20 protein-coding genes are annotated in these 21,945 nt (G+C 70.2%); 11 read left to right on the top strand and 9 right to left on the bottom strand.

Annotation, left to right across the window (positions count from 1 at the left end):
* The first annotated feature begins 4 nt into the window (after positions 1–4).
* On the top strand, positions 5–1,012 hold the full coding sequence (locus K8556_RS28175; RefSeq protein WP_223743201.1) for an RluA family pseudouridine synthase: 1,008 nt from the start codon (positions 5–7) through the stop codon (positions 1,010–1,012).
* On the opposite strand, the gene K8556_RS28170 is transcribed toward K8556_RS28175, so the two are convergent.
* Both K8556_RS28170 and K8556_RS28165 read right to left on the bottom strand, forming a co-directional pair.
* Positions 993–2,303 carry an HD-GYP domain-containing protein gene (locus K8556_RS28170; protein WP_223743200.1) on the bottom strand — a complete coding sequence of 437 codons (1,311 nt, stop codon included), beginning with the start codon at positions 2,301–2,303 and terminating at the stop codon, positions 993–995. The genes K8556_RS28175 and K8556_RS28170 overlap by 20 nt on opposite strands.
* A gap of 4 nt (positions 2,304–2,307) precedes the next feature.
* Positions 2,308–4,074 (bottom strand): HEAT repeat domain-containing protein, encoded by a 1,767-nt coding sequence (locus K8556_RS28165; protein ID WP_223743199.1) that lies wholly within the window; start codon positions 4,072–4,074, stop codon positions 2,308–2,310.
* Positions 4,075–4,271: 197 nt separating this feature from the next.
* Between K8556_RS28165 and K8556_RS28160 the strand changes: the two genes are divergently transcribed.
* The gene (locus K8556_RS28160; protein ID WP_223743198.1) at positions 4,272–4,604 is read left to right on the top strand and encodes a hypothetical protein; all 333 of its coding nucleotides are present in this window, start codon (positions 4,272–4,274) and stop codon (positions 4,602–4,604) included.
* Positions 4,605–4,652: 48 nt separating this feature from the next.
* Here the strand turns inward: K8556_RS28160 and K8556_RS28155 are convergent, their stop codons facing one another.
* From K8556_RS28155 to K8556_RS28125, 7 genes are all read right to left on the bottom strand, one after another.
* Positions 4,653–7,121: an OPT family oligopeptide transporter gene (locus tag K8556_RS28155; RefSeq protein ID WP_223743197.1), complete on the bottom strand. Its 2,469-nt coding sequence runs from the start codon at positions 7,119–7,121 to the stop codon at positions 4,653–4,655.
* Between the two features lie 71 nt (positions 7,122–7,192).
* On the bottom strand, positions 7,193–8,080 hold the full coding sequence (locus tag K8556_RS28150; protein WP_223743196.1) for an RNA polymerase factor sigma-32: 888 nt from the start codon (positions 8,078–8,080) through the stop codon (positions 7,193–7,195).
* A 419-nt stretch (positions 8,081–8,499) separates the two neighbouring features.
* Positions 8,500–10,569, bottom strand: coding sequence for a DUF3488 and transglutaminase-like domain-containing protein (locus tag K8556_RS28145; RefSeq protein WP_223743195.1), 2,070 nt, complete (start codon positions 10,567–10,569; stop codon positions 8,500–8,502).
* A complete protein-coding gene (locus tag K8556_RS28140; RefSeq protein WP_223743194.1) occupies positions 10,566–11,546 on the bottom strand; it encodes a DUF58 domain-containing protein in 981 nt (326 codons plus the stop codon). Before K8556_RS28140 ends, K8556_RS28145 begins: the two co-directional genes overlap by 4 nt.
* On the bottom strand, positions 11,543–12,523 hold the full coding sequence (locus tag K8556_RS28135) for a MoxR family ATPase (RefSeq protein ID WP_223743193.1): 981 nt from the start codon (positions 12,521–12,523) through the stop codon (positions 11,543–11,545). Before K8556_RS28135 ends, K8556_RS28140 begins: the two co-directional genes overlap by 4 nt.
* A 136-nt stretch (positions 12,524–12,659) precedes the next feature.
* Positions 12,660–12,983, bottom strand: coding sequence for an STAS domain-containing protein (locus tag K8556_RS28130; protein WP_223743192.1), 324 nt, complete (start codon positions 12,981–12,983; stop codon positions 12,660–12,662).
* Between the two features lie 220 nt (positions 12,984–13,203).
* A complete protein-coding gene (locus K8556_RS28125) occupies positions 13,204–13,941 on the bottom strand; it encodes a lytic transglycosylase domain-containing protein (protein WP_223743191.1) in 738 nt (245 codons plus the stop codon).
* A gap of 304 nt (positions 13,942–14,245) precedes the next feature.
* Between K8556_RS28125 and K8556_RS28120 the strand changes: the two genes are divergently transcribed.
* The 9 genes from K8556_RS28120 to K8556_RS28080 all read left to right on the top strand — a co-directional run bounded on the left by K8556_RS28120 (position 14,246) and on the right by K8556_RS28080 (position 21,757).
* Positions 14,246–14,392: a lmo0937 family membrane protein gene (locus K8556_RS28120; protein ID WP_255652334.1), complete on the top strand. Its 147-nt coding sequence runs from the start codon at positions 14,246–14,248 to the stop codon at positions 14,390–14,392.
* Positions 14,389–14,958 carry a hypothetical protein gene (locus K8556_RS28115; protein WP_223743189.1) on the top strand — a complete coding sequence of 190 codons (570 nt, stop codon included), beginning with the start codon at positions 14,389–14,391 and terminating at the stop codon, positions 14,956–14,958. Before K8556_RS28120 ends, K8556_RS28115 begins: the two co-directional genes overlap by 4 nt.
* A gap of 40 nt (positions 14,959–14,998) precedes the next feature.
* A complete protein-coding gene (locus K8556_RS28110; RefSeq protein ID WP_223743188.1) occupies positions 14,999–15,652 on the top strand; it encodes a HupE/UreJ family protein in 654 nt (217 codons plus the stop codon).
* 115 nt (positions 15,653–15,767) lie between these two features.
* Positions 15,768–16,181, top strand: a complete 414-nt coding sequence (locus K8556_RS28105; RefSeq protein ID WP_223743187.1) for a hypothetical protein — start codon at positions 15,768–15,770, stop codon at positions 16,179–16,181.
* Between the two features lie 77 nt (positions 16,182–16,258).
* Positions 16,259–17,029, top strand: a complete 771-nt coding sequence (locus K8556_RS28100; RefSeq protein ID WP_223743186.1) for a hypothetical protein — start codon at positions 16,259–16,261, stop codon at positions 17,027–17,029.
* Positions 17,030–17,177: 148 nt separating this feature from the next.
* The gene (gene rplC / locus K8556_RS28095; protein ID WP_223743185.1) at positions 17,178–17,846 is read left to right on the top strand and encodes a 50S ribosomal protein L3; all 669 of its coding nucleotides are present in this window, start codon (positions 17,178–17,180) and stop codon (positions 17,844–17,846) included.
* Between the two features lie 339 nt (positions 17,847–18,185).
* Entirely contained in the window at positions 18,186–19,004 is an 819-nt protein-coding gene (locus K8556_RS28090; RefSeq protein ID WP_223743184.1) for an outer membrane beta-barrel domain-containing protein, read from the top strand.
* Positions 19,005–19,013: 9 nt separating this feature from the next.
* Positions 19,014–20,216: an outer membrane beta-barrel domain-containing protein gene (locus K8556_RS28085; protein WP_223743183.1), complete on the top strand. Its 1,203-nt coding sequence runs from the start codon at positions 19,014–19,016 to the stop codon at positions 20,214–20,216.
* Between the two features lie 2 nt (positions 20,217–20,218).
* Positions 20,219–21,757: a lipopolysaccharide assembly protein LapB gene (locus tag K8556_RS28080; protein WP_223743182.1), complete on the top strand. Its 1,539-nt coding sequence runs from the start codon at positions 20,219–20,221 to the stop codon at positions 21,755–21,757.
* Positions 21,758–21,945 lie beyond the last annotated feature (188 nt).

Raw genomic sequence — 21,945 nt, 5'->3', positions numbered from 1 at the left:
CGCCGTGACTTCACCCGACACGCGCGAGCACCGCGCCCTCCCCGAAGCCCGGGGAGAGCGGCTGGATGCGTACCTGGCCCGCGCGTTCCCGGACCTCACCCGCTCCCGCCTCCAGGGCCTCATCGCGGACGGCCACGTGCTGTCGGACGGCAAGCCCGCCAAGGCCGCGCAGCGCCTGCGCGGGGGCGAGCTGCTGCACCTCCACGTCCCCGCGCCCGTCGCCGCCATCCCCCAGGCGGAAGCCCTGCCCGTGTCCGTGCTGCACGAGGACCGGGACCTCGTCGTCGTGGACAAGGCCGCCGGCATGGTGGTGCACCCGGGCGCGGGCCACGCGTCCGGCACGCTCGTCAACGCGCTCCTGCACCGCGTGAAGGACCTGGCCGGCGTGGGCGGCGAGCTGCGCCCCGGCATCGTCCACCGGCTGGACAAGGACACCACCGGCTGCCTCGTCGTGGCCAAGCACGAGCAGGCCCTGGTGGCGCTCCAGAAGGCCTTCAAGACGCGCGAGGTCCAGAAGACGTACCTGGCCCTGGTGCACGGCGTGCCGCCCGCGGAGGGCCGCATCGAGACGCTCTACGGCCGCCACCCCATCCACCGCCAGAAGTTCACCGGCAAGGTGAAGGAGGGCAAGCCCGCAATCACCCTGTTCCGCGTGCGCGAGGCCTTCGAAGGCGCCGCGCTGGTGGAGGTGGACCTGCTCACCGGCCGCACGCACCAGATCCGCGTCCACCTGGCGGAGGCCGGACACCCGCTCCTGTGCGACGCGCTCTACGGCGCCGGCCGCAAGGCGAAGGGCGCGGTGGCCGAAGCGCAGGAGGCGCTGGGCCGCCAGGCGCTGCACGCGTGGCGCCTGGCCTTCCAGCATCCGCGCACCCACAAGGCGCTGGACCTGGAGGCCCCCCTGCCGGAGGACTTCCAGAAGGCGCTCACCGTGCTGCGCGAGGCGAGCGTCCCCGCCGGGCCTCCCACGAAGGCGAAGCCGGCGGCGAAGGCTACAGGCCGGAGACGCTGAGCTGCTGCTGGCGGCGGGAGAGGACCTTGATGGGCTGGATGGCCATCACCCGCATGAAGACGGCCAGGAGCTCCGGGTCGAACTTCTGGCGCATCTCCGTCCACATCAGCATCAGCGCCACCTCCGGGCCGTACGCGTCCCGGTAGGGCCTGCGGGAGGTGAGCGCGTCGTACGCGTCGCAGATGGCGATGATCTTCGCGTACACCCCCAGGTTCGTCTTGGGGATGATCATCTGGATGTTGCCGCGCGCGTCCCGCACCGCGGTGCCGTAGTCCGTCTTGTGCTCGAACGTCGTCACCACGCGCAGCAGCGTGGAGCGGCTGAAGCCCTTCTCCATCAGGATGTTGCGCACGCTGATGAGCGGCGCGCGCGCCACCGTCGTCTTCTCGTCCGCGGTGAGGGCGCCGCGCTTGGTGGCCAGCTCCTCCGGCAGCGTCGTCATGCCCGCGTCGTGGAAGAGCGCGATGTAGCCCAGGTCGCGCAACTGCGGCTTGGTGAGCCCCAGCTCCGCGCCGAAGACGATGCACATCAGCGCCACGTTCACCTGGTGGTAGACGAGGTAGTCCTCCTCGCGCTTCTGCGTCGTCATGCCCAGGAAGTGGGTGCGCTGATCGAAGGAGATGTCCACGAAGTCCTGCACCAGGCGCAGCGCCCGTGAGGAGCCGATGGGCTTCCCCGCGCGCACGGACTCCAGGTACTTCTGCAGGAAGAACACCGCGCGGGCGTACACGGTCATCGCGTACTTCTTGCGGTCGACCTTCTGGTCGCCCGGCGTGTCCATGTCCTTGTTCAGCTTCTCCTTCAGCTTGGAGAACTTCGCCACGCGCATGTTGAGGAGCTTGCGCCCCTGCAGGCCGTCCTCCTCCGCGGTGGTGGTCTGCTCCTTGCTGAAGATCCAGACGAAGTTCTTCAGCTCCTGCGTGGTGACGGGCTTGGTCAGCGTGATGCCGCCCACGTCCTTGGCGCGCAGCTCCGACAGCAGGTAGCGCTGGTTCTCGATGGAGTTGAGGTCCACCTTCACCAGCATGCCGTTCAGGTAGAACGAGTCCTTGACGCCCGTCAGCTCCAGCCGGCCTTCCTTGCCGATGATCTGGTTGATGATGTCCTGGAGCTGGTGGAGCGGCTTCTCGAAGACCGCGTTCTCCGGGTCATACATCTTCACCGAGCGCACGAGCATGTAGAGACCCGCGAGCATGGAGCGCGACAGGTTCTGGAGCTTCTCGTTGTGCTCTCGACCGTACTCCCCCAGGTTCTCGTCCTGGGTCTGATTGATCTTCAGGTTGTCGGCCATGGTGTCAGCTCGCTTCTTCCGGGAGCGCCGAGTCCCCGAACAGGGCCTTGCGCGTCTGGTACATCGCCTTGCGGGCCGCGGTGAGGACCTCCACGGGCTGCGCCTTGTCCTCCACCACGGCCTGCAACATCTTGTAGGACTGGATGGAGCCCGCGCCGCCCAGGCCGGTGATGGCCAGCAGCTTGTCCTCCATCACGCGCCGCTTGTTGAGCAGCGACGGCTTCACCGCCAGCAGTTGCTGCATCATGGACAGCGCGGCGGGCAGGTTGGTGGCCCCGATGGCCGCGTAGAAGGCGGCCTTCTCGTCGGACGTCTTCTTGTCCCAGCCCGGCTCGCGCACCTGCCGCACCAGGTCCGTGAAGGCCTTCTCGCGGTCGAACTCCGGCAACAGCTTCGCGGCCAGCATGCGCACCTGGGAGACGCTGTCGGTGAGCGCCTCCTGGATGATGCGCCGGGCCTCCGCCGTGCGGCCCCGCCCGATGATCTGCATGACCTCCAGCTTCACCACCAGGTTGGGGCTCTTCATCACCTGGCCGAACATCTTCACCCGCTCCGGGTGGTTGCTCTTCTCCAGGATGTAGACCATGTCGCGCACCGTCTGCGGTCGGTCCGACAGGAGCCGCGCGACGAAGGGCTCCGGCAGGTCGCGCGCGAACGTGGCCAGCACGTCGCCCAGGAGCACGCGGTTCTCCGGCAGCTCGATGGTCTCCAGCACGCTGAGCAGCGGCAGCACCGAGTCCACGCCCAGCGCCTGCAGGTAGCGCGTCACGTCCTGTGGCTGCCGCGTGCGCGTCGTCTTCAGCGACTCGCCCATCCGCGTGAGGCGCTGCTCCTCGCCCATCTTGTGCAGGAAGTTGTTGAGCAGCCGCCCCAGGTCCTCGCCACCCTCGCGCTGGGAGAGCGCGCGCAGCTTGAGGACGATTTGATTCACCGTGGCGAAGTCGTCCTGGAGCAGCAGCATGTCCAACAACTGCAGGAAGATCTCCTCCAGCAGCGCCGCGTCATCCACGCCGCCTTCCACCACCTGGAACACCGCGCCCACCAGCTTGGGGAAGAGGCGCGCGTTCTCTTCTTCGGTGATTTCGCGCTGGATGCGGGCCTTCAGGTCGTCCGTGGCGTGCCGGCCGCCCACGACGAGGCCGCGGATCTGCTCCACGCCGTCCAGCTTCGCGTCCAGGTCCTCCGCGGACACGCGCGCGAAGCGCAGGAAGTCATCCGAGTTCGTCTGGAGGCGGGAGTAGAGGTAGCCCACCACCTTGTCCACCTCCACCTGGACCTCGTCCTCGTTGGCTCCCTCCATGGAGAAGCCTTCCACCACCACGTACTCCACCTGCTGCATGCCCGCGCGCCACAACTGCGCGAGCACGTCGTCCGCGCCGCGCTCCGGCTCCGACAGCGCGATGAGCGTGAGGGTGACCAGCTCCTCCAGCGGCAGCCCCGGGCGGAAGATGAGCTGGCGGATGCCGTCGCGGAAGAACTTGTAGGGCAGCGGCGACTCCTCGGAGAAGAGCGCCTCGCCGTGCAGCGTGAAGTTCTGCTGCTCCACCTTCAGCGAGAGCGGCCCGAACTTCTCCGTGTACGCGGAGATGGCCTCCAGCGCCTTGGAGAGGAACTCCGGGAAGCGCGCCTCGTTGTGGCGGTACATGCCAATCTGCTTGATGCCCTTGAGCAGGTGGAACGCGAACGTCTTCGCCAGTTCCACCTTCTCGCGGACCTCCGGTGACTGCTCCGGCTCCGCGGTCGCGTCCGTGACTTTCTGGGGCTGTGCCATGAAACCTGAAGAATCCGGAGGGGGCGGAAGGCCCCGGTGGGGGGGACCCGAGTGTACTCCCGTCCAGGTTCGGGACCCAATTCAGGAAGCGCCCAGAATCCGGGGGGTTGGCGTGACACCTGGGGAACAGGGGCGGACTGGCGGTGAAGCCCCGGTGTGTTACGCAAGGGGCCCCTTCGCTGTCCGGAGTCCCGTCCATGAAGCGACTGGCCGCGTCCGCCCTGGTCCTGGCGTCCCTCACGGGGTGCTTCCGCATGAGCGTGCGCAGCCCGGCGCCCCGCGACGGCGCGCCGGAGTCCCGGATGGGCGTGAGCCTGGTGGAGGGGCTGACGACGTCCAACGTGGCCGCGGCGGAGTGCCGGCATGGCCTGTCCCGGGTGGACGTGTACTGGCCGTGGTGGAGCCCGTTCGTCTACGCCTTCACCTTCGGCATCGTGACGCCGCTGCGCGCGGAGTACGTCTGCGCGAAGGGAGGCGCGGACTCCGCCGGCGGCGACACGGAGGTGCCGCCGTCGGTGCCCGCGCTGTAGCCGGTCCTCCCCGCCCGGGACTCCAAGCGGGGAGGGGACTTCACGCCGTCAATGCGACGGCGGCGGGGCCTCCGCGCCGCTCTTGCCCTTGAGGGCCGAGCGGAACAGCACCGCGGTGAGGACGGCGAAGAAGGCCAGGCCCCAGACGTTGGACCACGTCGGGTGCGCCAGCTCACTCTCGCCCACGGCGTTGAGGAAGGAGCCCACCGCGCCCTCATGCCCGAAGAGGGCGGGCAGGTTGATGGCGCGCGTCCAGGCCCCGTCGCTGGCGATCTCCAGGAAGGCGATGAGCACGCCCGCGATGGAGCCGCCCGCGATGTAGCCGGAGGACATCAGCGTGCCGGGGGAGAACTCGGACTCCGCCGCGGTGCCGCCGCGCAGCTTGTCCACGAAGTGGCGCACCATGCCGCCCACGAAGATGGGGGCCGTGCTGCTGATGGGCAGGTACACGCCCACCGCGAAGGGCAGGGCGGACACACCGCACAGCTCCAGCATCAGCGCGATGAAGACGCCCAGCAGCACCAGGTCCCACGGCAGCCGCTGCGTGAGGATTCCGTCGATGATGAGCGCGAAGAGCTGCGCCTTGGGCGCGGAGTAGCGGGTGAGCGTCTGGCCCTCGTACTCGCTGATGCGGCCGCCGATGCCCGGGTCCACCACGTACTGGATGGTGCCCTGGTCATCCACCAGGTAGCGGCCGGCGGGCACGGGCGTGTCCGCGCCCCGCACGAAGCCTTCCTTGTAGACGCGGTCCGGACCGGCGGTGATGGCGCCCGCGTCCGACAGCTTCAGCGACGGGCCGTTGGCGGGGGACAGCGTGAGGCCGGACACCTGCTCGGCCGGCACCGGGCGCCAGCTTCGCAGCTCCAGCGCGCCGTCCACCTGCGCCACGTCCATGCGCTCCGCCCACAGCGAGCGCTTGAGCTTCTCGGGCGTCATGCCGCGCTGGGTGAGCGCGTCCTGGGACACCGCCCAGCGGTAGGTGTGCTGGGTGCGCGTCTCCTGCGTCAGCTCCGTCACCTGCACGTTCGGGTGCGCCTCCGGGATGACCGCGGTGGCGCCCTGGTTGAGCAGCACCAGCACCAGGCCGATGAACATCGCGCTGGTGAGCACGCCGACGAAGAGGGCAATCTGCTGCTTCTTGGGCGTGCCGCCCACGAGGAACGCCGTCTTCAGGTCCTGCGCGGTGGTGCCGCCGTTGGACGCGGCGATGCCCACGATGGCCGCCGTGGTGAGCGCCATGAAGCGGTCCGGCGACGACGTCCAGCCGAACAGCAGGTACACGAGGCAGGTGACGAGCAGCGTGGCCACCACCATGCCGGAGATGGGGTTGGACGAGGAGCCGATCTCCCCCGTGATGCGCGCGCTCACCGTCACGAAGAAGAAGCCGAAGATGACGATGAGGATGGCGGAGATGAAGTTCACGTGCAGCGGCGGCGCCAGCCAGATGGCCAGGATGAGCAGCGCGCTGCCCACCAGCACCACCGTGATCGGCAGGTCCTGATCCGTGCGCAGCACCGTGGGCAGGGCGCCCTGCGTGCGCGACTGGCGCAGCGTCTCCACGCTGCGCTTGAAGGCGCCCACGATGGTGGGCATGGAGCGGATGAGGCTGATGAGGCCGCCCGTCGCCACCGCGCCCGCGCCGATGTAGAGCACGTACGCGTTGCGGATCTGATCCGGCGACATGTCCTTGATGAGCATCCCGTTGTGCACCAGCAGCGGCGTCTCCATGCCGCCGCCGAAGAAGGAGATCATCGGGATGAGGATGAGGTAGCTGAGCACGCCGCCCGCGAAGGTGATGCCCGCCACGCGAGGCCCGATGATGTAGCCCACGCCGAGCAGCTCCGGGGACACCTCCGTGGAGAACACCGCCGCCTTGAGCCCCTTGATGGGCGCGCTGATGGCCTCCTTGAAGAGCTTCATCCCGGAGTAGGCGAACTTGTAGACGCCGCCGATGATGAACCCCAGGATGACCGTGCGCGCGTTGGTGCCGCCCTGCTCGCCGACGATCAGCACGTCCGCGCTGGCGGTGCCCTCCGGGTAGGTGAGCTTGCCGTGCTCCTGGACGATGAGGCCCTGGCGCAGGGGGATCATCATCAGCACGCCCAGCACGCCGCCCAGCGCGGCGGTGAGGAACGCGTGCGTGAGGCTGATGTCGTAGCCAAGAATCAGCAGCGCGGGCAGCGCCGCCGCCACGCCGAACGCGAGCGACTCACCCGCGGAGCCCGTCGTCTGGACGATGGTGTTCTCCAGGATGCTGGAGCGCCCCAGGGCCCGGAAGATGGCGATGGAGAGCACCGCCACCGGGATGGACGCGGACACCGTGAGGCCGACCTTGATGGCCAGGTACACGGACGACGCCGCGAACACGATGCCCAGCACCGACCCGAGCACCAGGCCTCGGAGGGTCAGCTCCGCGGGCGACTGCTCGGGGGGCACATAGGGTTTGTGCGGGGCGGCGCCATGCGCCTCCGCGAGGGGGACGCGATCATCGACGACCGGCGGGGAACCGTGGGACAAGCAGGCACTCCTGACAGGAAATCAGGGGGCCCGTTGTAGCAGGGTCTCCGCCGGGGTGCGAAAACTGCCCCTCAGCCCTGGGCGGAGAGCGTCTCCGGATCCACCTCCGCCATCAGGGCGGCCAGCTCCGACTTGAGCTTGTCCTTGGCGCGGATCTCCAACTGGCGCGCGCGCTCGCGGGAGAAGCCGAAGTGCTCGCCCAGCTCCTTGAGCGTCATGGGGCGCTCGTTCATCACGCGCTGCTCGATGATGAAGCGCTCGCGCGGGTCCAGGCGCATGAGGGCGGTGCGGACGCGGTTGTTGATGAGGCCCGCCTCCTCCTTGTCCGCGAACTCGTCGTCCTGGGGCGCCGCCGCGCTCACCACGAAGTCCACGTGGCTGTTGCCGCCGTCCTCGCCCATGGGCGCGTCCAGGGACAAGTCCCGGCCGCCCATGCGCTGCTCCATCTCACGCACCTCGCCGGGCTTCACGTGGAGCTTCCTGGCAATCTCATCCACGTTCACCACGGCCTCGCCGCTGCCCAGCTTCTCCAGCTCCCGGCGCGTGCGGGCCAGACTGAAGAACAGCTTGCGCTGCGCCTGCGTGGTCCCAAGCTTCACCAGCGACCAGCTCTTCAGGATGTAGTTCTGGATGTACGCGCGGATCCACCACACCGCGTACGAGATGAGGCGGATGCCCTTGTCCGGGTCGAACTTCTGCACCGCCTTCATCAGGCCGATATTCCCCTCCTGGATGAGGTCCGACATCTTGATGCCGTAGGAGCGGTACTCGTAGGAGACCTTCACCACGAAGCGCAGGTTGCTCGTCACCAGGCGGTGGCCCGCGGCCAGGTCCCCCTTGATGAACCGGCGCGCCAGCTCCTGCTCCTCCTCCACCTTCAGGAGCGAGTACTGGTTGATCTCCGAGAGATACATCGCGAGGGAGCCAGAATTGGACGACTGCTCGGTCGATGCCTGCATGGATGGATTCTCCAAATCGGGCCTCCTGCCGCGGCGGAGGCGCTTGAAAGGTGCTCTGGGTTCAAGTCCTACAACTTGACGTGTCTGCCCTGAGCAACCGGGATGCCAACCAGGGTTGGATGTATTCGCGTGTGTCTCCGAGGGGTTGCAGGACACAGGTGGGCGTCTGCTGGCAACGGTCTGTAACCGTTACCCGTGGCCGGTAGGAAATCCGCGGGTCTGCGAGGGGAGAAAATGCACGGCGCACGGCCCTCGAGCGCACGTCGCCATGACGTTCGCGAATGGGGTTTCGCTGAAACGCTTAATGGCGTGGGGTGGCGTGGGTGGAGACATTTCTCCACCTCGGCCGCGCGTCCCTGGGGAGGGCGGGCGACCGGCGACGGAAGCCCGCTTCCGTCCGGAGGGCACTTCTCTTCCGCTCAGGATGCGCGGGCGGTAGGGCCCGCCTGTCCGTCCGGTTTCACGGCGCGGCGGGCGGCCTCCGCGTCCAGCGCGCGGCGCAGGGTGGCGAGCAGGTGCTCGGCCTCTCCCTCGCGCAGGGCACGGCCGCCGAAGCGGGCCTCCAGGTAGCGGCGGGTGAGGGGCGTCAGCGCCAGCGCCAGCGGGTGGCCGTCGCGCGCCAGGCGCGTGGTCAGGTCCTCCAGCGACTCGTGTTCGAGGCGCGGCACCCGGGCCTTCTGGAGCGCCGCGTCCACCCGGTCGAGGAAGCGCGTGGCCTCCAGCACCGGGGCGCGGCCCGTCCAGCGGGAGACGAAGCGGCCCGCGCGCCAGACAGCGAAGGCCACGACGGCGGCGGTCACCCATGCGCGCGGCGGGGGCAGGCGGCTGGGGGCGTTGTTCGCGGGGGCGCCGGGCGCGCGGCGCGGCGGGCGGACCAGGGCCCGGGCCAGCTCGAACTGGTCGCGGAAGGAGTAGTCCACGACGGAGTTTCGCCAGCGCGCCTCCACCGCTTCATAGAAGGCGAGCAGGTTCTCCAGCAGCGCGGAGCCCTGGCTCGGGCGGTTCGACGGCGGCGTCGCGTCCACGGTGATGAAGCCGCGCCCCGGGACGAGCACGTGCGTCCAGGCGTGCGCGTCGCCCGCGCGCACCAGGTAGCCGCCGTCCATGCGCGTGCCGCCGTAGAAGCCCGTGGCGAGCCGCGCCCCGATGCCCTGCGTGCGCAGCATCAGCGTGAGCGCGGTGGCGAAGTGCTCGCAGTGGCCCGCCTTGCGCACGAAGAGGAACTCCGCCAGCGGATCCTCCGGCGTGCCCGCCTGCTCCAGCGTGTAGCCGTAGTCCCGCTGCAGGAAGGCGGCGAGCTTGCGCGCTGCGGCCAGCGGCTCCTTCTCTCCCTGGAGCACCTGCGCGGCGAGCTGGGCGACGCGCGGGTCCAGGTGCTCCGGCAGCGCCAGGAGCTGGTCGCGCTCCGCCTGGACCAGGCCGGGGGACAGGCCCGCCTTCGCGTCCGGCGGCAGGCTGTAGGCCTCATAGGTGTACGAGGGCGCGCTGACGGTGAAGCGCACCTCGCCCCCGCCCTGGAGCTGCACGGGGCTGCCCCGGGTGCCGGTGGGCGTGTGGGCCATGGCGTTGCCCAGCCGCGAGGGCATCTCCAGGGCAATCAGCGTGCGGGCGCCGTAGGCGGGCAGAAGCTCGATGCGCTGGTGGAGCAGCGTGTCGCTGGCGGGGCGCAGGGTGATCTGCCGCTCCGTCTGCTGCGCGCCGACGACGTTGGTCCACTCCATGCCGTCGAAGGTGTCGTAGGTGCGGCCCACCCAGTAGGCGTCCAGCGCTTCGCGGCCCGGGTCCGGCGTGAGCGTGGCGCGCAGCACGACGCGCGGGTTGCCCTTGATGGTGCCCGCGCCGCCCAGCCGCACGGTGTTGGAGTAGCCCGCGCTGCTCACCGCGCCCAGGCCCGGCGCCGAGCGCGGACCCACCATGGCCCAGTTGAGCCGGGGGAAGAGGACGAAGAAGGCCACCGCGCCGGCCACCGCGAACATCAGGCCCGTGGACAGCGGCCGCAGCACCGCGCGCACCGGCACGGGCTCGCCGTCCGGCACCGCCGCCTCCACCACGCCCAGCGCCAGCGACAGGCTGGCCAGCACCCCGAAGGCGATGAGGCACAGCGCGTACGTCATGTCGCCGGACAGCGCCGCGCCACCGGCCACCATCAGGAGGCCCGTCAGGTGCGTCTGGCCCTCCGCCGCGGCGTTCGGCGTGGACAGCATCCGCTGCGCGGCGATGAGGCTCGCGAAGGAGCACGCCGCCACCACCGCGTTCATCGCGCCGGACGTCAACTGGAGGCCCAGGAGCACCGCCACGACCAGCAGCCCCAGCGCGGACAGGCGGTGGAAGCGCGCGACGAGCCGCACGTCGAACAGCGCCAGCACCAGCGCCCCCAGGAAGAGGACCAGCACCCAGACGGGGAGCTGGCCGGACATGGCCATCGCGCCAAAGGCGAAGCCCGCCGCCAGGTCGCGCAGGGCGAGCCGCAGCCTCAAGGGGCGCTTCACGCCGCCTCCCGCGAGTCCGCCCCTGCGTCCGCGCCCTCGAAGCCCACCCACGCGAGCGCCTGGAGGATGCGCCGCTCCTGCGAGGCCCCCGCCGCGGGCCGCAGCGCGTGCTCCGGCAACTGGAGGCCCACCTCGTGTCCCGCGTCCAGGAGCTGGTGCGCCTGGGCGGCGACCTCTTCACAGCGGCGCTCCAGCGCGTCGCCCGTGAGGCCCGGCTCCAGCGCGAGCTTCCAGACGCGGCGCTCCTCGCGCTCGCGCTCCACCTTCAGCAGGCGCCCCACGGCGGCGCTCTTCAGCCAGTGGACGCGGCGCGCGTCCTCGTTCGCGCCCAGCTCGCGCAGGCCCGCCACGTCGCCGGTGCCGTCCAGGTGGCGCGGGCTGCCCGCCTCGCCCCGGGGGCCCTTCTGCGCGGGCCCCGGCTCCTTGCAGGCGTAGCCGCGGCGCGGATAGACGAGCAGCGTCCCCTCCAGGGAGAACACGCGCGTCTTGGCGAACAGGCCCAGGGGCCACGTGGTGGTGACGCGCACGCCTGACAGGCGCACCGGGCCCCGGCGCGGCGCGGCCAGGTCCGCCCGGACGATGTGCTCCTGGCCCGCGGGCAGGTACCCCAGCTTCCCGGTGCCGGTGAGCGGGGAGAGGTCCTCGGAGAACGTCAGCGCGAAGCCGTGCCCCTTCTTGCGCGACACCGCCCAGCGGTAGGCGAAGGGCTCGCGCGCGAACGCCGCGTCCGCGCCCACCCGGCGCACCGTCAGGTCGCGCAGGCAGCGCTCCGACAGCACGCCGGACACCACCACCATGCTGAGCAGCAGGCCCAGCAGCAGGTAGAGCAGGTTGTTGCCCGTGTTGAGCGCGCCCAGCCCCACGCCGAACGTCACCACCAGGTACGTGCGGCCCACCTTCGTCACCGACAGCGTGCGCGGCGGACGGAGGAGGGCGCGCAGCCGCGCCTTGAGGGGAGGGCGGGCGGGGGCCTTCACCGGGGCGCCGCCACCTTGCGGGCGATCTCCTCCACCAGGTGCGCCGCCTCGTCCCGCGCGGACACGCCCTGCACGGCGCTCCTTAGCAGCACGCGGTGCGCCCAGCAGGGCACCAGCATGGCGCGCACGTCGCCGGGGGTGACGAAGTCGCGCCCCTCCCACAGGGCCTGGGCCCGGGCCGCGGACCCCAGCGCCAGCACCGCGCGGGTGGACGCGCCGCGCTCCAGGTCGCCGTGCTCGCGCGTGGCCCGCGCCAGCCGCACCACGTAGTCCGCCACCGCCGCGTCCAGCCTCACGTCCTGGACGAAGTCACGCAGCGACGCGAGCTCCTCCGGCCCCGTCACCGCCTCCACCGACGGCAGCGGGGACGCCGCGCCGCGCGTGGTGAGCAGGCGCGCCTCCACGTCCGGCGCCGGGTGGCCCAGCGACAGGCGCACGAGGAAGCGGTCCAACTGCGAGTCCGGGAGCGGGTAGGTGCCGGAGAAGTCCACCGGGTTCTGGGTGGCCACCACGGTGAAGGGGGAGGGCAGCGCGTGGGTCTGCCCGTCCAGCGACACCTGGCCCTGGGCCATGCCCTCCAGGAGCGCGGACTGGGTGCGCGGGGGCGCGCGGTTGAGCTCGTCCGCCAGCACCAGTTGCCGGAACAGCGGCCCGGGCCGGAAGGAGAAGGTGGCCGTCTGCGCGTGGAACACCTGCGCGCCCAGGATGTCCGCCGGCAGCAGGTCCGCGGTGAACTGGATGCGGGAGAAGGACAGGGCGCACGCGCGGGCCAGCGCCTCCGCCAGCGTCGTCTTGCCCACGCCGGGCATGTCCTCCAGCAGCAGGTGCCCGCCGGCCACCACGCACGTGACGACGCGCCGCACTTCTTCCGGCTTGCCCTGCACGGCGCGGCCAAGCTGGGCGGCGAGCCGCTCCATCACCGCGCGCGCGGAAGCAGGGGTTTCAACTGGACCGAGGACGCGAGCGGGCTGGGTCATCTGGGCGCGGACTCTAGCCCAGGCGAACGCCCGCCGGCACCCCTCCAGGCCGCCCGTGTTCCACGCCGGATGCCCGCCTGCCGTGGAGGCGCGGGCGCTTGCCGGGGATGCACGTGGCCCGGAGGGCCCATCACCCTCAGACGGAGAGGATGTCCTCGGGCGTGTAGTAGGCCCGGTGCGTCGCCGGCGAGGACAGCACGCCGAAGTAGCGGAACATCCGCTCCTGGTGCGTGGCCAGCCCGCGCAGCTCCACGGCGCCGTCCTTCAGCCCGTGCGTCAGGATGCCCACCGCGCTGTCCTTGAACTCACGCAGGTGCGCGAAGTCCAGCACGACCTCGCTCTGGCCCAGCGCCTGGAGCGAGTTGCGCAGCTCCTGTGCCGTCTGGCCGTCCAGCGTTCCCTCCAGGCGCAGGGTGACCCGACCCGCCGCCTCCTCCCGATGAATCCGAAGCCCCGTCATGATCCGCGCTCCCGCTGAGGTGTGCACGTGTGTGCAGCTCGCGATGTTGATGGCGGCTGACGCACGTTTCCGGACCACAGGGGTGATCCAGGTTTCCACCGGGGGGTGGGGTGCACAGCCGGAGCCGGACAGTGCACCTTCACCGGCGATCAGGTTAGTGGCGGGCATGCAACTTCCGCCGGAGTGTTGGCGAGCAAGCGGATGACGTGTCGCGCAGCGGTCAACCCTTGCGGTCGGTTGTCGTCTGCTCGGCACGCAGGCTGATGGCGCGCTCCTGCTGGGCCTTCAGCTTGCGGAACTCCTTCACGACCTTGGCGGGGTAGCCGGCCATGAACTTCACCCGGTTCTCCTTCTTGGCCAGGATGCGCTTGGCCAGCCCGGGACCCGCGTTGTAGGCGACGAGCGCGCCCTCCACGGAGCCGAAGCGGTTGATGAGGTCCGCCAGGTACGCGGTGCCCAGGTTCACGTTGGTTTCGAAGTCGAAGAGGTTGGTGTGGCGGCCCAGCCGCCAGCCGGACTTCTCCGCCAGGTACTTGCCTGTGTCCGGCATCACCTGCATGAGGCCCATGGCGCCCACGCCGGACACCGCGTAGTTGTTGAAGGAGGACTCGCAGCGGATCAGCGCCACCACCAGCAGGGGATCCAGGTTGTTGCGCTCCGCCTCGCGCACGATGGCCACCGCCAGCCGGCGCTGCTGCCGCTCCGGGAGCCCGGAGGCGCGCACGGCCTCGGCCACGCCCATCTGCTCCGCGCGGAGGTAGTCCGCCTCGTCCTCGTACTGCTGCAGCCGGGCCAGGGCGGCCTTGAGCTGCGCGTCCTTCTCCGCCAGTTGCGCCCTCAGGGCCGCGACGTCCGGCGCTTCACCCTGGGCACCCACCGCCACCTGCACCGGGAAAGCCACCGCGTCCGCCCCCACCAGCATCGCCGCCGCCACCATCGCCACCGTCCAACCCCGCATCTCGCCCTCCCCTGGCGCCCCAACCGCCCGCGCCCGCTGACTCGCCCACACCCAGCGGCTAAGCAGGCAACGTGCCAGCGTACGTGGCGTGCGCTGGCTGCCTTACGGATCCTTAAGAGAGGGGCTGAAACGGGGCGGGCGCTGCCCACGGCAGCCGGAAAAAATGCCCGGGCTGGGAAGTTTGTTTCCCAACCTGACCCTGCAGAAAGCTCCACCTGTTGCCGCGCCGCCTCCGCGTTCCTAGCTTGCGCCCGGTCTGACTTTCGGGGCCCTGCGTGGCGGGAGGCGTGGCGTGTACTGGACCATGGGCATCATCTTGATGGTGTTGTGGGTGATGGGGCTGATCACCGGTTCGACGGAGGGGCAGTGGGTGCACCTCCTCCTGGTGTTCTCGCTCGTCGCGTTCGTGCTGGCCGTCGCGTCGCTGGGCCGCCGGCGGGGGCTGGCGTGAACCCGCCGGAGCTGGACATGGCGTGGCTGGAGCTGCCGCGGGACAAGGCGGGCTTCGTGCGGCGTGAGTGTCCCCGGTGCCAGCGCTCCTTCAAGACGCGGCCCAGCCGCCACGACGCGGGGATGCTCCAGCGGCTGCTCGCGGGCTACTTCCCCTTCGAGAACCTCCACGAGGCGTACACGGCGGAGGAGCTGCCCGCGTGGCACTGCCTGTACTGCGGCCACCGCGCGCTGCCGGACGCGTGGCTCACGCCGGAGCAGTCCGCGCACGTGGAGCAGATGGCGCGCGCGTGGGCCAACCACGTGCGCTACGAGCAGTTGGCGTACGTGCAGCGCACGCTGTCCCAGAACCCGCGGCCCACCTTCGTCTCCGTGGCGCCGGAGCCGCTGCCCCGGCCGCTGCCCCCGGACGAGGAGATGCTGCGCCCGCTCCCCATGGTCTGCTGCGGCGAAGAGGTGCAGGCCCAGTGGGAGTGGGATCAGCCGCTGGTCTGTCCGCGCTGCGGCGCGCACCACGGCGGGCTCTCCGGCCGCCAGCAGGTGCACCTGGAGTTCGTGCGCGAGTAGTGGACGGGCAGGGCGCGCGGAGGGCAGGCTCCTCCGCGCGATGAAGCCGTTCCCCCCGGTCCGGGTGCTGTGGCTGGCCCTGCTCCTGCTGGGGCCGGCCGCCGTCCACGCCCATGAGGTGGAGGTCGCGCCCGGGGCGGTGGAAGGGTTCGCCGGCTGGGTGGGCGAGGGCATCCGCCACATCCTGGCCGGGGCGGATCATCTCCTGTTCCTCTTCGCCGTCCTGCTGGTGGGCGGCTCGCTCCGGCGGATCCTCCTGCTGGTGACGTCCTTCACCCTGGCGCACTCGCTGACCCTGGCGCTCACGGCCCTGGGCCTGGTGACGCTGGACGCGCGGGGCACGCGGTGGGCCGAGGCCGCGATCGCCGCGTCCATCCTCTACATGGCGCTGGAGAACCTGTTCCTGCGCCGGCACGGACACCGCGCGGGGCTCACCTTCCTGTTCGGCCTGGTGCACGGGCTGGGCTTCGCGAGCGTGCTCGGAAACCTCGGGTTGGGGACGGGCGTGGTGCCGGCGCTCGTGGGCTTCAACCTGGGGGTGGAGGTGGGGCAGGCGGCGGTGGTGGCCTTCCTGGTTCCCGTGCTGCGAATCGTCCAGCGCAGGCCCCGGTTGCACTCGAAGGTTGTGCGCCTGTCATCCATCTGCCTCGCGGGGGTCGGCCTATATTGGATGGTTGCTCGCGCGGTCGGTTGAATTGCACCAACAGCGTTCCTAGCTTGCGTCTCACGAGGGTGGGGGAGGGACGCTGATGGGAGCGAGGCATACCCGGCTGGCAGCCGCACTGGCCGCCGCGTGGGAAGCAGAAGTGGTGTCGGCCCGTCGTATGACGGGGCTGGCGGAGCGCATGAACGACGCGCGGGTCCGGGCGCGCCTGATGGTGCTGGCCGCCTTCTGCCGCGCCCATGCATCACGGCTCCTGGCCCGCCTGGCGGCGCTGGGGCGCGGGCCGCTGCCGGTGCCCCCAGAGGAGATCGATCTGGATCCGGACACGGTCCTGGAGCTGCGCCGGGAGGGGGCCTTCGCCCGGGCGTCGGCCGCGCGCTATGAGACGACCGCGGAGATGGCGCGCCAGCACGCGGACCTGTCCTCCGCCTGGGTGTGCGAGCTGAACCGCACCGAGGAGCAGGACCGGGCCCGGGAGCTGCTCGCCCTGGCGGAAGGGGCCCTGGCGGCGGTGCGGCGGGGCGAGTCCCAGGCCGTCGCGGCGCCCGCGGATTCCTGAGGCCGGAGGCCGGGGCCGGGCGCGGGAATGCGCTCGGCCGGTGACAGTCCTGGCGTCTTGGGCGTATGAATCCGCCCATGGCGAAGGAGAGCTACAACGATCTCATCTTCCAGCTCGGCGACCTGGCCCGGGACGTCCTCCCGGGCAAGCCGAACTGCCCCCGCTCCATGGAACGCGTCTACCGCGCCGAAGAGGTGCTGGAGGCGCGCCGGGACGAACTGGCGGCCCTGGAAGCGGAGATGAACGACGAGGACGTGGCCTATCAGGACTTCCTGGCGCAGCACGAGGACGAGTGCGCCGCCCAGAAGGAGATCACCGGCCGGTTCCAGAAGGCCGTGACGGCGGTGGAGGGCAAGGTGAAGGGGCTGCGCAAGACGCTGGCCACCCGCCGCGCCGACCTGCGCTACGCCATCGTGGGCCTGAAGAAGCTGGAGGCGAAGCTCGCGGACCTGGAGATGACCACCCAGGATCCGGTGAAGCTGGACGCCGCCAAGCAGAACCTCAAGAAGAACCGCATCGCCCAGATGCGCCTGGCCCGCGAGGTGGAGGACTGGGAGGCCCAGTTGGCCACCGCCCTCACGCCCACCCCCGGCCAGCCCGGCGCGGCCGGCATCCTGGCGCACAAGCGCCTGATCGAGCTGGAGGACGCCGCGGAGGAGCAGAAGCAGCAGCACGACGCCCGCATGGCGGAGCTCGACCAGGCCATCGCCACCAAGGAGGAGGAGATCAAGGGCGCGGAAGATTATCTGGATCAGGCCCTGTTCCTCCTCGGCGAAGAGGTGTATGCCCAGCGCATCGCGGACGGGCAGTTGAACCCCTTCTACCCGCGGTTGGATGTCGCGCAGTGAGGGGTACGCCCACCCTTGGTGCTTGACGTAGGGGACGTGTTTGCTATCTTGCGCCGCTTCCTGGCGGCCGCGGGTACGCGTGTAGGCCAGTTCAGTTCATTGATTTCATTGGGCTTTCAGCGCCACGGGCGCTCGCTGTGAGGACGACGTGAAGGGTCTGATTGGCAAGAAGATCGGCATGACCCAGGTGTTCAACGACGAGGGCAACCTCGTTCCGGTGACGGTCATCGACGTCAACACCTGTCTGGTGGTCGGCAAGCGCACCCCGGAGAAGGATCAGTACTCCGCGGTGACCGTGGGCTTTGGCGCAATCCGCGAGAAGATCCTGAACAAGCCGCAGCTCGGCTTCTTCAAGAAGGCCAGCGCCACGCCGCGCCGCCACCTGCGCGAGTTCCGCGTCACGGCCGAGGAGGCCGCGGGCTTCAACGTGGGCGACGCCGTCAAGGCGGACATGTTCAACAAGGGCGAGCTGGTGGACGTCACCGGCGTGACCAAGGGCCGCGGCTTCTCCGGCGTCATGCGCCGCTGGAGCTTCAAGGGCTCGCAGACCAAGACGCACGGTACGCACGAGTACCAGCGTCACCCGGGCGCCATCGGTCAGCGTAAGACGCCGGGCCGTACGTACCCCAACAAGAAGATGCCGGGTCACTACGGCGTCGAGCGCGTCACCACGCAGAACCTGACCGTGGTGGACGTGGACGTGGAGAAGGGCCTGGTGCTCGTGAAGGGCGCGGTCCCCGGCCACAACGACGGCATCGTCATCGTGCGCCCCTCCATCAAGGTGGCCATGCGCGCGCAGCACAAGGCCGCGAAGTAATTCGCAGCCGCTGACGCCGGGGCGCTTCACACCGCGCCCCATTCAACGCCTCGCTTCGGGCACCTTCGGGTGGCCGGGCGGGGCGTTCGTCGTTTCCGGGCACGGTGTGTTTCGCGCGTCGCGCGCGGGGCCTCGAGGCCTCGCATCCGCGTGGAAACGTTGAGTGCTGGTCGCCCTGGGGGCAAAGGGCGAAAACTTTACCGACTGCCGCTGGGATCCGCTTGCGGTGAATGGGCGCCGTGCTCACATCGCTGTCCCACGCCGGAGCCTCGCCGTCCAAGCAGACGGGTCGCCTTTTCCGGATCACCCAACGGCCCACCCCCGGGCCGGGCAGGAGATATGAACGCACGCACGCTTCGCGTCTTCGCCGCGCTGAGCCTCTCGCTGACGGCGCTCGGCGCCGCCGCACAGGAAGACGGCGTCCTGGACTCGGCGGTCGTCCGCAACCGGCTCTACAAGCCCGCGGGCCATCCGGAGCTGTCCCTGTCCGTGGGCCTGCCCGTGCAGACGCACCTGACGGCGCACTACTTCTTCGACGTCGGGCTGGCCTACAACCTGTTCGACACGTTCGCGCTGGAGGCGCGCGCGGGCTACGCCGCCAGCCGCCACACGGGCCTGGCGCGCTCCATCTCCGAGTCCTTCCTGGACCGCGAGGACAAGCGCGTCACGGACGAGCTGGAGGACATGTGGCGGATGAACCTGCACGGCGTCGTCGGCGCCCGGTGGGCTCCCATCTACGGGAAGATCTCCCTGGTCGCGGACATCCCGGTGCACTTCCAGACGTACCTCTGGGCGGGCGGCGGCCTCACCAACCTGAAGCGCCAGTCCGTCATCCAGTGCACCCAGGTCGTGGACCGGGCCGCGGGCGTCTGTGACAACCGCACGGCCGTGGATGACCGGGGCAGCGCCACGGAGAACTACTGGGTGAAGGAGTCGCGCGTGGCGCCGGTGGTGTCCGCCGCGCTGGGCTTCCGCTTCTTCATCAATGAGCAGCACGGCATCCGGCTGGAGCTGCGCGACTGGATCTTCAAGGACAGCTACCGCGTGAACCTGCTGCGCGACGACTGGGAGGCTGGCCGGACCACCGGTGAGCCCGCCAGCAGCCCGGGCCTCACGCACCTGGTGCAGTTCGACCTCGGCTACACCTTCACTTTCTGACCCCTTCCTATGCGACCCTTCCGTTCCATCGCGCTCCTCGTTGCCGCGGTGCCTGCCCTCGCGTTCGCGCAAGGCGCCTCTCCGGCGCAGCCGCCGGCCGCTCCGGGTCCGGATGCGACCGCGCCGGCCTCTCCTTCACCGGCCGAGCCGCCGGAGCGCCAGCGCACCGAGCGCGACGCGCCGGCCGTGCCCCAGTCCCAGCCCGAAGCCGCGCCGGCCACGCCGTCCGCGCCCGCCGTCACGGAGGAGGATGACGCGGACCGCGCCCAGGCTCCGGAGGCCCAGGCGCCGGCCGCCACGCAGCCCACGGACGCGCCGGTGCTGGACACCCATGAAGCGCCGCGCACCACGGACGCGCAGCAGCAGCGGCTGGTGAATGGCGCGCCGCTCTACAACCCGAACGTCAACGTCCACATCGTCCAGAAGAAGCGCTTCGCGGACGAGGGCAAGCACGAGCTGGTGCTGTATCCCGCCGCCGTGCAGGTGAACGGCAAGTTCACCAACCACGTGGGCACCGCGCTCAGCTACGTCTACCACCTGCAGGAGAACTTCGCCCTCCAGGTGGGCGGCCAGTACAACTGGTACTCCGACGAGAGCGACTTCAACCTGGAGCTCATCGACAAGGTGCGCGAGCAGGCCCAGGCCGCGTCGTCGCTGCTGCTCCAGTGGGGCGCGCACGCGGGCGTCGAAGTCACGCCGCTCTACGGCAAGTTCGCCTTCTTCAACAACTCGCTGGCGCAGTTCAGCGTGGTGCTCTCGGGCGGCGCGGGCATTGGCAAGACGCGCCACCTCATCCGCCCGGAGGTGGCCAACGAGGTGGACGGGCAGACGTACCAGGTGCCCGCGCGCTTTGGCGACACGGGCAACAAGTTCCTGGGGGAGGTGGGCGGCGGCTTCCGCGTGCAGTTCGGCGAGCACTACGCCCTGCGCCTGGAGGTGCGCGACCTCATCTACACCGCGCGCGTGGACCGGGTGGATGGCTGCAACCTGGCGGACTTCGAGGCGCTGGAGGCCGCGCGCGCCGCCAACCAGCCCTTCGACGGCCTCAACCTGAGCGGCGGCTGCAAGGTGTCCAAGTTCGACGGCGTGGACCCGAAGACGAAGAAGAACTACCGCGAGGACATCATCCTCGGGAGGGACCTCGTCGCCGAGCCTTCGTCGGACGTCCTCAACAACGTCAGCTTCTACGCTGGCTTCTCGGTGCTCTTCTAACCATGTCCCGACTGCTCCGGCTCCTCGTCGTCCTCGGGCCCCTCGCCGTGCCCTCGGTGGCCCTCGCCCAGCAGGACGTGGGCACCTACAACCGCGCGCTGTCCGCCTTCAACGAAGGCAAGCTGGACACCGCCGCCCCCCTCTTCGCGCGGCTGGCGGAAGGGGAGGACACGGACCTGAAGGGCAAGGCCGAGTTCTACCTGGCGCAGACCTTCGCCAGGAAGGACCTGCCCGTCGCGGCCTTCATCTCCTACGCGGCCATCGTCAACGCCGGCCCCAAGCACCCCTCGTACCTCAAGGCCATCGAGGGGCTGGTGGACATGCAGCAGCGGCTGGATGAGCAGAACCTCATCCCCAGCATCCTCAACCAGGCCTACACCGACGAGGTGCGCGACCAGTGGGTCACGCTGCCCAAGGAGGTGCTGGCGCGCATCAACTACCTGGTCGGCACCGCCAGCCAGCGCCGCATGCGCTTCGAGGAGTCCCGCGCGCTGCTGGAGGCCGTCCCCGCCGACAGCCGCGTCTACGCGAAGGCCCGCTACCTCCTGGGCACCGTGCTCGCGGACCCGCGCTTCCCGGGCCGCCCGGGGGAGGGGGACACGCTGGACAAGGAGGCCATCGCCGCCTTCCAGGCCGTGCTCCACACGAAGGAGCCGCAGGTGGAGCTGCCGGAGACGCGCGAGCTGGCGCTCCTGGCCCTGGGCCGCGTGCACTACCGCCGCGGTGAGTACGCGGACGCGGTGAAGGCGTACGAAGGCGTGCCCCGCTACGCGCGCTTCTGGGACCAGGCCCTGTTCGAGAACGGCTTCGCCCGCTTCCAGAACGAGGACTTCGGCGGCGCGCTGGGCAGCCTCCAGGCGCTGCACGCGCCGCAGTTCGAGGGCGCCTTCCAGCCCGAGTCGTGGATCCTCAAGGCCACCGTCTATTACTACTCGTGCCTCTACGACGAGGTGAAGACGACGCTCGCCGCGTTCGACGAGCGCTACGGCCCCATGGCGAAGCAACTGGAGCCCTTCACCGGAGAGGACGTTGCGCCCATCAACGCCTTCAACCTGGTGGCCTCCGAGAACCGCCGCCTGCCGCGCGCCGTCTACCTGTGGATCCGCAACAACGAGCGCATCCGTGAAGTGATGCGGACCCTGTCGCGCGTGGACCAGGAGAAGCGCGCCATCAGCGAGGGCCCGTGGCGGGGGACGCCGTTCGCCGCGCAGACGGTGGCGTCGCTCGAGGACATCCGCACCACGCTGCTCCAGGTGGGCGGCACGCTCGCGAAGAACCGCATCCAGGAGGCCGCGGACAACCTCCGCACCTTCTCCGACCAGGCGGAGATCATCCGCGTGCAGACGGCGCTGGATGAGAAGGACCTCTTCTCCGAGGGCGTGGACCAGAAGGCGCTGCTCTCCCGCCAGTCGCTCTACCGCCCGAAGATGCCCGGCGCGGACTACAACTACTGGCGCTTCCAGGGCGAGTTCTGGATCGACGAGATCGGCTACTACCAGTACACGCTCAAGCGGGGCTGCCCCGCCCGCCAGGAGAAGTAGGCAGGGCAGTAGGCAAGTAGGCCCCGGGCGCACCCGGCCAGCGTAAGCAGCGCGACCAAGAGGCCCCGCCACCGTGCGTTTGTCACGGGGGACGGGGCCTCTTCGCGTGATGTTGAGTCCTGGAACCTGGCCCGGCGTGATCGCGTACGCCGGGGCACAAGGCATGTTCCGGGCCACTTCTCAATCTG

Origin of the sequence: Corallococcus sp. AS-1-12, assembly GCF_020036995.1 — a bacterium.
Taxonomy (GTDB): domain Bacteria; phylum Myxococcota; class Myxococcia; order Myxococcales; family Myxococcaceae; genus Corallococcus.
The sequence above is the reverse complement of the archived record's forward strand: the minus strand, read 5'-3'. Positions and strand labels throughout refer to the sequence as shown.